The 12,874-nt window shown below is 34.4% G+C and carries 10 protein-coding genes; all 10 read left to right on the forward strand.

From position 1 onward, the window contains the following. Positions 1-7: 7 nt before the first annotated feature. Positions 8-1,822, forward strand: coding sequence for an aminotransferase class I/II-fold pyridoxal phosphate-dependent enzyme (locus tag G585_RS0102990; protein WP_022772876.1), 1,815 nt, complete (start codon positions 8-10; stop codon positions 1,820-1,822). 33 nt (positions 1,823-1,855) lie between these two features. Beyond that, entirely contained in the window at positions 1,856-2,800 is a 945-nt protein-coding gene (locus tag G585_RS0102995; protein ID WP_022772878.1) for an NAD-dependent epimerase/dehydratase family protein, read from the forward strand. A 75-nt stretch (positions 2,801-2,875) separates the two neighbouring features. Next, positions 2,876-3,979, forward strand: coding sequence for a glycosyltransferase (locus G585_RS0103000; RefSeq protein WP_022772879.1), 1,104 nt, complete (start codon positions 2,876-2,878; stop codon positions 3,977-3,979). A 30-nt stretch (positions 3,980-4,009) separates the two neighbouring features. Beyond that, complete coding sequence (locus tag G585_RS18700; protein ID WP_022772880.1) at positions 4,010-4,933, forward strand: glycosyltransferase; 924 nt, start codon at positions 4,010-4,012, stop codon at positions 4,931-4,933. 91 nt (positions 4,934-5,024) lie between these two features. Then, positions 5,025-6,044 (forward strand): glycosyltransferase family 2 protein, encoded by a 1,020-nt coding sequence (locus G585_RS18705; protein WP_022772882.1) that lies wholly within the window; start codon positions 5,025-5,027, stop codon positions 6,042-6,044. Beyond that, entirely contained in the window at positions 6,034-7,314 is a 1,281-nt protein-coding gene (locus G585_RS0103015) for a hypothetical protein (protein WP_022772883.1), read from the forward strand. Before G585_RS18705 ends, G585_RS0103015 begins: the two co-directional genes overlap by 11 nt. 23 nt (positions 7,315-7,337) lie before the next feature. Beyond that, on the forward strand, positions 7,338-8,267 hold the full coding sequence (locus G585_RS0103020) for a glycosyltransferase (protein ID WP_022772885.1): 930 nt from the start codon (positions 7,338-7,340) through the stop codon (positions 8,265-8,267). Between the two features lies 1 nt (position 8,268). Beyond that, entirely contained in the window at positions 8,269-9,474 is a 1,206-nt protein-coding gene (locus G585_RS0103025) for a protoporphyrinogen/coproporphyrinogen oxidase (protein ID WP_022772886.1), read from the forward strand. A gap of 30 nt (positions 9,475-9,504) precedes the next feature. Then, positions 9,505-10,941 (forward strand): flippase, encoded by a 1,437-nt coding sequence (locus G585_RS0103030; protein WP_196802882.1) that lies wholly within the window; start codon positions 9,505-9,507, stop codon positions 10,939-10,941. 635 nt (positions 10,942-11,576) lie between these two features. After that, a complete protein-coding gene (locus G585_RS0103040; protein WP_022772890.1) occupies positions 11,577-12,749 on the forward strand; it encodes an IS110 family transposase in 1,173 nt (390 codons plus the stop codon). Positions 12,750-12,874 lie beyond the last annotated feature (125 nt).

Below are 12,874 nucleotides of genomic sequence, written 5' to 3' on the forward strand. Positions count from 1 at the left end.
GAAAGAAATGCAAGCGATAATATTAGCGGCAGGAATGGGAAAGAGACTTAAGGATCTCACCCAGAATAATACCAAATGTATGGTGAAAGTTAATGGAGTTACGCTGATTGATCGTATGCTTCATCAGATAGAGAATCAGCGCTTGTCAAGGATTATTATTGTTGTTGGATATGAAGGTCAGAAGCTGATTGATTACATAGCCACACTTGATATAACGACTCCGATTACATATATTAATAATCCTATTTACGATAAGACTAATAATATATATTCTCTTGCACTAGCTAAAGACTGGCTTGTGAAAGACGATACGCTTTTATTTGAGTCTGATATTATTTTTGAAGATGATGTGCTGAATACGCTTGTTCAGGATCAACGCGATACATTAGCTTTGGTAGATAAATATGAATCTTGGATGGATGGAACTTGTGTGAAATTAAATGCAGAAGATGAAATTATAGATTTTGTTCCTGGTAAGAAGTTTGATTTTAACAATACAACCGATTATTACAAAACAGTAAATCTTTATAAGTTCAGCAAACATTTCTCGGAAACACATTATGTTCCTTTTCTTGATGCGTATCAGGCTGCACTTGGAGAGAATGAATACTATGAACAGGTTCTTCGGGTAATTGCTATGCTAGATGAGCCCGTAATAAAGGCAAAAAGGTTATTCGGACAACGTTGGTATGAGATAGATGATATTCAGGATCTTGACATTGCGGAATCACTGTTTGCACTTGATGAGGATGCGAGAGTGAAGATGATTCAAGGTCGTTATGGCGGGTACTGGCGTTATCCCAAGATGCTAGATTTCTGCTATCTTGTAAATCCTTATTTTCCGAATCAGAAAATTAAGGATGAGATGAAGGCAAGCTTTGATACGCTGCTTACCGGATATCCGAGCGGAATGCGTGTTAACAGCCTTCTTGCTGCAAAGAACTTCGGTGTTCATCAGGAAAATATTGTGATTGGCAACGGCGCAGCTGAACTGATTAAGAGCCTGATGGAAGGAATGACTGGCAAGACTGGATTTGTAAGACCAACTTTTGAGGAGTATCCGAATAGGTATGATGAAAGCAACACTGTATCGTTTGTACCGCAGAATGCTGACTTTTCATACACAGCAGATGATCTGATGAAGTTCTTTACTGAGAATAAAGTAGATAACCTTGTTGTAGTTAACCCGGATAATCCGAGCGGAAATTATATTCCAAAGGCAAATGTGCTTAGATTGATTGCTTGGAGTAGGAAGCAGGGAATCAAGCTTGTTATAGATGAATCATTTGTGGATTTTGCTGATGAGGAGGATAGCACCATAATCAATCAGGAGATAATCTCTAATAATCCACATCTATATGTGATGAAGAGTATATCAAAATCTTATGGTGTGCCAGGAATACGTCTCGGCATTCTTGTTTCCGGTGATTCGGAGACAATTGCAAATATGAAGAAAGATGTGGCTATATGGAACATTAATTCCTTCGGCGAATTCTTCATGCAGATATTTGAAAAGCACAGGAAAGCATACACTGCTGCGTTAATTCAGGTTAGAACTGAACGCGCAAGATTTCAAGAAGAACTAAAGAAGATTAAAGGGATTCGAGTTGTTCCTTCACAGGCAAATTATCTAATGGTTGAGCTACGAGGTGATATGTGTTCTAAATCTTTGTTAAAAAGATTGCTAATTGGACATAATATCCTCATTAAAGATTTGACATCAAAAACAGGAGAGAAGAACTATTTGAGGATAGCAATCCGTGATACAAATGACAATAATATTCTGATTTCTGCTTTGCGAGAGGAATTGATGAGTATATAAGTAGAAAAAAGTAGAATTAAAAGGTTTAAAAATATGAAAATCATATTATTAGGTGCAGCTGGGTTTATTGGAACGAATCTTGTGATTGAGCTGGCCAAGAATCCGGATAACGAGATAACAGTTGTTGATAGAGAAAAATCATATTTCAAGAATATTATTGACCTAAACCTTCCACATGTAAACATCGTAGAATCAGACCTTACGATGGATACAGATTATGAAGAACTAGTACAGAATAAAGATCTGGTCTATCACCTAATCTCCACAACTGTTCCAACAACATCAAATCAGCACATAGCAGAAGAGTTGAAAGCTAATGTGGTTCTTTCTGCTAATCTCTTCGAAGCGTGCGTTAAGAAATCCGTCAAGAAAGTTGTGTTCATCAGTTCGGGCGGAACTGTTTATGGGAAAGAGTCCAAGTGTCCACTGAATGAGAAAACGCCGACAAATCCTATCACTTCATATGGAATACAGAAGGTATCTATAGAAAAGCTACTATACTTATATAACTATATGTACGGTCTTGATTACAGAATCATCCGTCTTGCCAATCCTTATGGTCCATATCAGAGACCGAACGGTGTACTTGGTGCTGTGACCACATTTACATATAAAGCAATTAAAGGTGAAGAAATAAATGTTTATGGTGATGGGTCTGTAGTAAGAGACTTCATTTATATTGATGATGCTATAAGAGGAATTCAAAAGATAGTCAATGGTACTGACCGTCATCACACCTTCAATCTTGGTTGTGGTTATGGCACAAGCATAAAGCAGGTGCTTAATACTATTGAGCGAGCTTTAGGAATTAAACTTAATGTTATATACACAGAAGGTAGAAAAGTAGATGTCCCGTTTAATTACTTAGATATTAAAAGATTTGAGACAGCATACGGTAGTCTTAATCCAATAGGTTTGGAAGAAGGGATTAGGAAGACCGCCGAATTTATGAGAAATATTTTCCAAGAAGTAAAGTAGTAATAATATCGGTGTTATTAGTTGGATTATTATGTGTATAATTCACATATATCTAACTTCATTTAGAGGTGTTATATGAAGGTACTGGTAATAATAACAACAGCGTTTGTAGAATATGGTGGAATAGCAAATGCTTTTATGAATTACTACAATAACATGATCAAGGAAAATCTTATAATAGATGTTGCAGCGTGTGGTAAATGTGATGATTCACTTAGGATAATTATTGAAGGTAATGGTGGAAAATGCTTTAATTTGCCAATAAAACAAAAGAATTTATTATCTTATGTGGGAGAATTAAAGAAAATATTAACGAGAGGATATGACGTAGTAGATGTTCATGGAAACAGTTCAACTATGTTTCTTGAGCTATACTTAGCCAAGAAGACCAATGTACCAAATAGAATGGCACATTGTTTGAACTCTAAAACCAATCATCCGGCTCTTCACAGTGTTTTACGAATACCTTTTAATTATTTGTGCAACAATAAGACAGCTTGTACGTTTGAGGCTGGTACACATCTATATGGAAAAAGAAAGTTTGAGATTCTTCGAAATTGCATTCCGTTAAATGAATACTCGTATTCTGATATTTTTAGAAGAAAAGTAAGAGAAGAGTATGGAATAAAAGAGAATGAAGTACTAATCGGAACAATTGGTAAGATGAATTATCAAAAAAATCAATTATTCATTTTTGATATTATTGATAAACTTAGATTTAAAAATAATCATATAAAACTCATAATAGTTGGGGATGGTCCACTTAGACAAGATATAGAAGCTAAAATTGAAAAGCTAAGTTTGTCGGAGATTGTAATACTGGCAGGAATGAAAAAGAATGTCATTCCATATTATTCTGCATTTGATATATTTGTATTTCCATCACTATTCGAAGGAGAAAGCTTAGCATTAATAGAAGCAAAGTGCAGTGGGATATACGGTTGTATCTCAAAGCTGATTAAAGTATCAAACAATGATAGCGTTGAAAACATGGAATACGAGGATTTAATTGTAGATGAATGGGTGAGAATAATTAACTCACAGATTATGTTATTAAGAAAACAAGACAGGGCTATTGATAGTCGAAAAGCTATTGAGCAGTTAAAAAGCGTAGGGCTTGATAGTACAGAAAATGCGGAGAAGTTGAGAAAACTATATTTTAAGTATTCAAATGTATAGGTACACAAATAAATGAGGGTATGATTATAAATGATTGAGAACGATTCTAAGTCAATAGCGATATTATTATCAACATATAATGGATCAAAGTATCTTAATGAACAATTTCAGACACTGTATAATCAAACATACAAAAATCTTGTAATATATGCTAGAGATGATGGGAGCAGCGATAATACCCGCGAAATAATACAAAGATGGAAGAAAAAGATGAGTATTAAAATGGTTGACGCATCTAATAATTTGGGTGCTGCACGTAGCTTTATGGAATTGGTTTATCATTGCGGCAATTATGAATATTATGCTTTTTGCGATCAAGATGATTTGTGGGACGCTGATAAAATTGAAAAAGCGATTAAAAAGATAAAGGACTATGATCAGCCATATTTATATTTTTGCAATGGAAGATATGTAGATGAAAATGGAGCAGTTACAAGAGACAAAACAACAGTGCCTACTGAAGACTTGAATTTTTGGAGTGCAATTGTATGTGGATTTTGTCCAGGTTGCTCAATGGTATGGAATAATGAGCTGATGAAAATTGTTAGAAGAGTTAATTATAGGAGTCTTCCTATGCATGATTTATTATTTTGTTTATCAGCTCTTGCATTTGGAAATGTACTTTATGATGAGACAGTTCATTATTCAAGGAGAATGCATGAAAATAATGTTGTAGGACGTTCTGGAAAAAGCAAGATTCAGTTGTTTAAGCAAAGAAAGAAACTCTGGTTAAAAGAAGGAAAAAAAAACCCGATAGGTATCTTTTTACAGGATATTAAAAGAAATCTCATTTCGGAAAATGTGATAATTGATTTAGAGGAGTTGGAAGATTTCATACAATACAAGGTCAGTATAAAGAGTAAAATAGAGTTGCTAATCAATAAAAAATATATTTCATCTAATCAAAGAGCTACATGTTCATTCAAAGTGAGGATTTTGTTTAATTTGATATAGACAAAAACGAAATATGTCAGCGTTGGTTAATAGTTGTAAGGTAGGTATTTGTTTTATATGTTATAGTATTTGTGCGTTATGGTGATTAAGTATGCTTTTATCAATTGTTATTCCTGTATATAATTCAAAGAAAGAATATTTGGAGGAATTATTACAAAGCCTTGAAGTTCAGGATTTAAGCGACGTTGAAATCATTATTGTAAATGATGGAAGTGATGAAGAACATTCGTCGGAGCTTCAAGCAATCTTGGAAAAAAGGGAGACTATAGTTTATATTAAAAAAGAAAATGGAGGAGTTTCATCAGCTAGGAATTTCGGCATCCAGGTAGCAAATGGAAACTATATATCTTTTGCTGATTCAGACGATATTTTTTCTCCGGACTTTATTTGCTCATCAATAGACTATATAAGAAAGTATAAACCAGACATTATATTTGGAACAATGAAGGTGTTCCCCCACACATATTATTTGCAGACAACAGGAACAGCTGAATTTTTTGAGAAAAATAATATCGATGACATTGAACAAAGATTTTCTTGTACGGGTAAATATGGAATAATTGGAAGTACTTGCTCAAGAATATATAAAAAAGAGATAGTTAGTAGAGTTAAGTTTCATGAGGATATACTCTATAGTGAGGATCAGTTATTTAATAGAGAAATAATAAAGCACGCAGAACGAGTTCTTGTTGTCCCAGATGAATGGTATGTATATAGAGATAACCCTTGCTCTGCCACGCACTCTAACATGTATAATCAAAATTACTATCAGAAAATTAAGGGATACTGGAGAAATTTATTGAATATTTATAAAACATGCTCCAAGGCAACAATACATGCATACAGAGTTGAAGCCTTAGTTAATGCTGGATTTGCATATAAAAGAATAGCGTCGTCAGATCTTCCTTTTCCAAGGAAAATTGCAGAAATTAAAATCATATCGAATGACGAGTATGTTAAAGATGCTGTTTGTAATTTGAGAATCAGCGATGAATTAAAGTCGTTGGCTCAGAAAATACAATTGATTTTGATGAAAGTCAATGCTTATTTGCCATTACTGATTCTTTACGATTTATTTATAATTAGGAAAAGGTACGAGAATGAGAGGTAATTACAAAATTCAGATTGAAAGATTATTTTATTTACTAATTCTTTCTACTTTAGCTGGTCTATTTACGGTTTTGTCTATTCAGCTTGAAACATGGAGAACAGTTGCTACAGCCATTTTACTAATATACTTATTATACTTTGTTATAAAAGTAAAATCAAAAAGGAAAATATCAAATTGTGTGAGGAGATATATTTTCTTATATTGTATAATTATTGCGCTGGAGACACATCTATCAATTGATAGATATGGTTATTCATTTGCAGAAATTATGTTTCCTTTACGCGGATTTTTATGGGTGCTTATGTTATTTCCGCTTAACACAATATGTAAAAAACAATGTTCATTAGATGTGCTATTAAATGATGTGATAAAAATTGGAATGATATCTATTGTACTGCGAACTTTTAGTTGGATTATATATACAATTTTTAATTTCGCTATATTTCCTGATTTGTTATTTGAACTAACCAATGGTGTTGCTGCTTGGACACGTGCAGGAACTCTGCGCCTTGGGGCTTCTTGCTTATGGCCAATCATTATTATAGGATCTGAGTATATGTATAATAAAAACGGAAAAAGGAGATATATATATACTATCTTAATTGTAATCATATATCTTGCGATAGTAACTAAATCTAGAACATACCTACTTCAGTCCATTATTTATTTAGTCCCCTTTGTTTACTGGTTAATAAGTAAAAGAATATCTTCAAAAAGCAGATTTTTGTTTTTATTATTCACTGTAGTAGTTGGGATTGGGCTTATACTATTAATTGCACCTTTTATACTTTCTTATCTGGGTTTGGATTCTGGAATAATGGGATTAGAATACCGATATTGGGAGCTCAAGTATTATACAAGCCTTATTGACAACACAAATATTCTGACGGGGATTGGGATTCTGTCCGGTTATAATTCTTTGTCTAGAGCAATATTAAATGGACCGTATCAAACACAAATGTTTCTAGATGATTTGGGCTATATACAAAGTTATGTTCAATTTGGGCTAATGACCGTTGCTCTATATGGAGGACTAATTATATGTGTCATCTCTGCAGCTATTAAATCGTTAAAGACAAAAAGCTATAATAATTTAGTTGTGAGTAGTGCCTTACTATTATATGTAGTTGTAGGATCGTTAACTCACGATATTTTTGATGTAAATAAAGCCATAACTGTCCCTATAATCTTAAGTATTTGTTCTTTCTTAATAGATATTTCTGGGGGGAGGCAAATAAACAATATTTTGATTCATAGTTCAAAAAATTAGCGGTAAGGGTGGTATTAATAATAATGAGCATCAAGTATTCCATAGTTGCAACTTCATATAATGATGAAGGTGAGATAGAGTCTTTTCTACATTCTATTATTAATCAGAGTTGTAAGCCAGAAGAAGTGATAATCGCAGATGGTGGTTCCAAGGATTCAACGGTAAATATTATAAACAGGTATTCAGAGAAATATCCTTATATTCGGGTTATATCAAACGGAAGGCTAAATATAGCTCAAGGTTATAATTTGGCCATAAAAAATACAAATACTGATTTGATTGGAATTGTTGGAATTGGTAATGAATATGATTGCGAGTTTTTCACTAGTCTGATAAAAAAAATGGATGAAGCGAAAACTGATATGGTGTATTCTCCTATTCGTGGAGTAGATAGTACTTCGTTTTCTGTAAAGTACAATAGAACTTTTTTAAATGGAGAATATGGGCAGAGGATCAAGATACCATCAAATCACGGTGCATTAGTTAAAAAAAATATATTTGAGGAAAATGGTTTCTTTTATGAAAAATTTATATATGCAGGAGAAGATACTGAGTTTTATACTTTGGCATGTAAAAATGGAGCGTCATGTTCGCTTTCAGAAGAAGCAATTGTGAGGTGGAAATCGCCAATGTCATTTAATCAATACTATAAAATGTCTAAGAATTATGCTATTGCATTAATGCAAATAATGAATAATAAATATCTATTAAAGAGAATTATCAAACATCTTTTCCCTATATTGCTTTATTTTGTTTTTGTAGTTATTAGTCCGACTTATATAAAAGTCTGCTTGCTATTATTAGGTTTATCATATGTGTGTTATTTAGATTATAAATGCAAAAAACGCAATAAGTATTTACCACTTGTAGTATTTGAATATTATATTTATCCCTTAACTTTTTTTACAAACGCAAAATATATGAAAAAAGTGTATAAAGTGAGGAGGAATTAATATGAGATATCTTGTTTTAGGCGCAGGTCCAGCAGGGCTTACATTTGCAAATAAACTTCTTCAGTCTGGAGAAGATAACTTTATAGTTCTTGAAAAGGAATCAATAGCCGGCGGATTGTGCCGTTCGGTAGACGTAGATGGATCACCATTTGACATAGGTGGTGGCCATTTCTTAGATGTTCGACGTCCTCATGTTAATGAGTTTCTATTCAAATTTATGCCGGAAGATGAATGGGACTTATATAACCGAAGAACTACACTCCACGTAAATGGGAATGTGATAGGACAGCCTATTGAAGCGAATATCTGGCAGATGAAGATAGAAGACCAGATCGAATATCTTAAATCTATAGCTATTGCTGGATGCAATCTTGGCGAACCTATGCCGGAGAGATTTATAGATTGGATATACTGGAAGCTTGGTAAAAAGATTGCTGAGGATTATATGATTCCTTACAATCAGAAAATGTTCAGCAAGGAACTCGATCAGCTCGGTACTTACTGGCTTGAGAAACTTCCAAATGTTAGTTTTGAAGAGACGTTAATGTCATGTTTATCAAAGAAGGCTTATGGTAAGGATCCAGGGCATACACAGTTCTACTATCCTAAGAAGTATGGATACGGTGAACTGTGGCTTAGGATGGCAGAGGCACTTGGAGATAGGATTGAATACAACAAGAACGTTAATGGGATTGATTTTACAAATAAGACTGTTACAACAGCAGATTGTAGTAAATATCAGGCTGATGTGATTATTACGACTATTCCTTGGCTTGAATATGAAGAAATTATCGGCATGCCAGAGGACATTAATGAAAGTTTGAAAGAGCTCAAGTACAGCTCGATTCAGACTGAATATCACGAAGAGAATCTTGATACAGAATCACAGTGGATTTACTATCCGGATCCAAAACTGCCTTATCACCGCATACTTGTTCGCCACAATTTCTGTCCGAACAGTAAAGGGTATTGGACAGAGACAAACAGCGAACGTATAGACATGGAAGAGCCAAATAACAATTTTAAGTATATGAATAAATTTGCTTATCCTCTCAATACAGTCAGAAAACCAGAGATAATGAAAAGACTGCTGAACTGGAGTAAAGATCGAGGAGTTTATGGTCTTGGACGTTGGGGAGAACATAGTCATTACAATTCCGATGTTACAGTGGATTTGGCGATGAATTTATATGATGAATTGAGATAATTGAAAATGCATAACTCAAGGAATAAATCATTGAAACTGAATGCAGTTTTGAATGCGTTAAAAGGGATTATGGGTATTGTCTTCCCTATCATTACTTTTCCGTATGCTGCGAGAATACTAGGTGTTAATGAACTTGGCAGATATAATTACTCAGCTTCTATTATAAGCTATTTTGTTTTAATTGCTGGATTGGGTATAAATTCATATGCAATAAGAGAAGGCGCAAAGATTCGCGACTCGAAAGAAAAGCTATCAATTCTTTCGAGTGAGCTATTTACGATTAATCTAATTTCTACAGTCATTTCTTATTTGTTGTTAGCAATACTTGTGATTCTTGATTTAGGACTCAAAGATTACATCACATTAATTGCTATTTTGTCTATTACGATTCTTTTTAAGACGATAGGAGTTGAATGGTTATACTCAATTTATGAAGAATACACATATATAACAGTTAGGAGTATTATTTTTCAGATTATATCTCTTGTGCTTTTATTTGCAATGGTACATTCAAAGGCTGACACAAATAAGTACGCTTTAATTTCTGTTATTTCCAGTGTAGGGGCAAATGTTTTAAATATATATAACTCAAGAAAGTATATAAGGATTAAGCTTGTAAATTTTTCTGACATCAAGAAGCATACGAAACCAATTTTGATGATGTTTGTGACAGCTGTAACTATTACAATTTACGTAAGCTCGGATACAACAATGCTTGGCGCAATGTGCGGTGACAGAGCAGTTGGATTATATTCAGTATCTGCAAAATTATATACTATAATGAAGACAATTTTGTCTTCTGTGCTTATAGTTTCAATTCCGCGTATATCATCATTGATTAATGATACTAATAATGCTGAATTAATCAATAAATTGTCATTAAATATAAATGAATTAATGTATTCAATTTTATTGCCCGCTGCTATAGGGATTATAATGGTTCGTAAAGAACTAATATATATTATTGCGGGAATAGAATATCAAGAAAGTGAATTGTCTGTTGTATTATTATCAATTGCATTGATTTTTTGTATGGGGGCATATTTTTGGGGACAATGCATATTAATTCCACTCGGTAAAGAAAAAGAGTTAATGTATATCACACTGCTAAGTGCTATTGTTAACATTACGTCAAATGTTTTGTTAATACCATCTTATCAACAAAATGCTGCCGCTTTTACTACTATTATCGCCGAGGGAATAGCCTTTGTATCAACAAGTCATATAGGAAGAAAAGTAATTAATATAAATGGGTTGCAAAAAACATTGGTAAAAATATTTATTGGCTGTATAGGTGTGATATTAACTTGCATAGCTATTTCAAAACTGCATTTCCCTGCAATTATAGAATTTGTGTTACAAGTTTTGATTTCAGCCTTGGTATATTGCGTAATAGAAATTTTGATTAGGAATAAAGCTATTCACAATATTATAAACTCTGTTTTGAAAAGGGTAAATAAGATATGATTGATTATATAGTTTCAAATAGAAATATATATTCTGATAACTTCCGGCAAATTGTATACGAGTGGGAAGACAATATCTTTGAATCTAAGGGAATAGATATTGTTTTATTAAATAAGGTATATCTTATAAAACCAGTAAGAAATCTATTAAGTGTGGTTAAGAATATCAAGCAAGATATTCGTAACAATGTTGGAATAGCATACTGTATGACCGTAGATGAATATAGGTTCTATTCATGCTTAAACCTAATTCCTGTATTTATTGATGTGTGGCCTAAAGATATAGATAAACTAATTGCTATGATGAATGACAATGTTTTTTTTGTTACATCTCTTGATATCTATAATATTATATCTTGTAAATGTAGGAATGTATCATATATGCCCCTCGTATTATATAGTCATACCCATTCTTTACCTTCTCTATAGGTATCGGGTATGCTGTTGAAGATGCTGTGGATTGGTTTTTATGCCCCTACCGCATAGACGGTTTCGGATAGGCTCCGACCACAGCCTCTTTGTCATAATGTTAATCAGTTAGATACCGCATGACGGTTTATGTAGAACGAGGTTACATCAGCAAAGAGCCCTGTGGATCAACAGCAGCATCAAATACTTTAAAGGAGGATCATGTGTATGATCTATGTTGGCATTGACGTTGCAAAGGATAAGCACGATTGCTGTATCCTCGGTTCAGATGGTGAAATCCTGTTTTCTCCATTCACTATCCAGAACACGTTACAGGGATTTGACGAACTGTATGAGAAGATCTGGTCATTAACCAAAGATCTTCATGAAATAAAAGTAGGTCTCGAGGCTACCGGACACTATCATCTCAATCTGTTACGGTCGCTCCTTGATAACGGCCTGGCCAGCTATGTTATCAACCCGTTACATACAAATCTTTTCAGAAAAGGTCAGAGCCTTAGAAAGACGAAAACGGATAAAGTCGACGCTGCTTCGATTGCTATGATGTTATTGACCGATAGGACGCTCAAGCCCTACTCAGACACATCATACCACAACGAAGAATTAAAGTCGCTCACAAGATACCGTTTCGACAAGGTTCAGGAACGTGCCAAACTCAAAACCTCCGTTTCCAGGCTTGTCAGCATTCTATTCCCAGAATTGGAAAAACTGGTCCCCACACTTCATACGGCTACCGTTTACGCTTTGCTCTCCGAGTTCCCCGGAGCTTCATTTGTTGCCGCAGCACATCTTACTCGCCTAAAACATCTTCTCTGTGAAGCATCCAAGGGGCATTACGGACGCGATGAAGCAATCCTCATCCGAGATGCCGCTATTTCTTCCGTAGGAACTGTAATGTCCGCAAAATCCATGGAACTAAAGCACACGATCCATCTCATTGAAGTCCTTAGCGAAGAAATCAACGAGATTGAAACAGCAATCAATTCCATCATGAATACGCTGGAATCTCCAATCACCACTATCCCTGGAATCAAAAATCGAATGGGTGCCATGATCCTTGCAGAGATAGGCGATTTCTCACGCTTTGAGAATGCAGACCAGATCCTTGCCTACGCAGGACTTTCTCCTTCAACATATCAATCCGGACAACTGACTTCATCCTATGCCCATATGGAGAAACGTGGATCTCGTTATCTGCGATACGCCCTGTTCAATGCCACGATATACGTCTGCAACTGGGATCCAGTGTTTAATTCTTATCTTGCCAAAAAGAGAGCGGAAGGCAAGCATTACTATGTAGCTATTTCACATGCATGTAAGAAACTTGTCCGGGTGATCTACCGGATGCAATTAACCGGCGAACCTTATCGCGCAGCATAAGTATTTCTTTCCTCTTCTGTCTGAGCACCCTATCGGATGCTCTGTTTGTCATGCAGTTTTCAAGGTACTGATCTATCTGAACGAATTGCTTCGTTTCAGTCTTGACATTTAATAGTTAGTCTATC

This window comes from Butyrivibrio sp. AE2015 (genome assembly GCF_000420825.1).
Lineage (GTDB): Bacteria > Bacillota > Clostridia > Lachnospirales > Lachnospiraceae > Butyrivibrio.

Excerpts from the sequence above, each read along its gene's own strand:
- G585_RS18705 (WP_022772882.1), top strand. The coding sequence starts at position 5,025 with ATGCTTTTATCAATTGTTATTCCTGTATATAATTCAAAGAAAGAATAT.
- G585_RS0102995 (WP_022772878.1), top strand. The coding sequence starts at position 1,856 with ATGAAAATCATATTATTAGGTGCAGCTGGGTTTATTGGAACGAATCTT.
- G585_RS0103025 (WP_022772886.1), top strand. The coding sequence starts at position 8,269 with ATGAGATATCTTGTTTTAGGCGCAGGTCCAGCAGGGCTTACATTTGCA.
- G585_RS0102990 (WP_022772876.1), top strand. The coding sequence starts at position 8 with ATGCAAGCGATAATATTAGCGGCAGGAATGGGAAAGAGACTTAAGGAT.
- G585_RS0103020 (WP_022772885.1), top strand. The coding sequence starts at position 7,338 with ATGAGCATCAAGTATTCCATAGTTGCAACTTCATATAATGATGAAGGT.
- G585_RS0103015 (WP_022772883.1), top strand. The coding sequence starts at position 6,034 with ATGAGAGGTAATTACAAAATTCAGATTGAAAGATTATTTTATTTACTA.
- G585_RS0103000 (WP_022772879.1), top strand. The coding sequence starts at position 2,876 with ATGAAGGTACTGGTAATAATAACAACAGCGTTTGTAGAATATGGTGGA.
- G585_RS0103040 (WP_022772890.1), top strand. The coding sequence starts at position 11,577 with ATGATCTATGTTGGCATTGACGTTGCAAAGGATAAGCACGATTGCTGT.
- G585_RS18700 (WP_022772880.1), top strand. The coding sequence starts at position 4,010 with ATGATTGAGAACGATTCTAAGTCAATAGCGATATTATTATCAACATAT.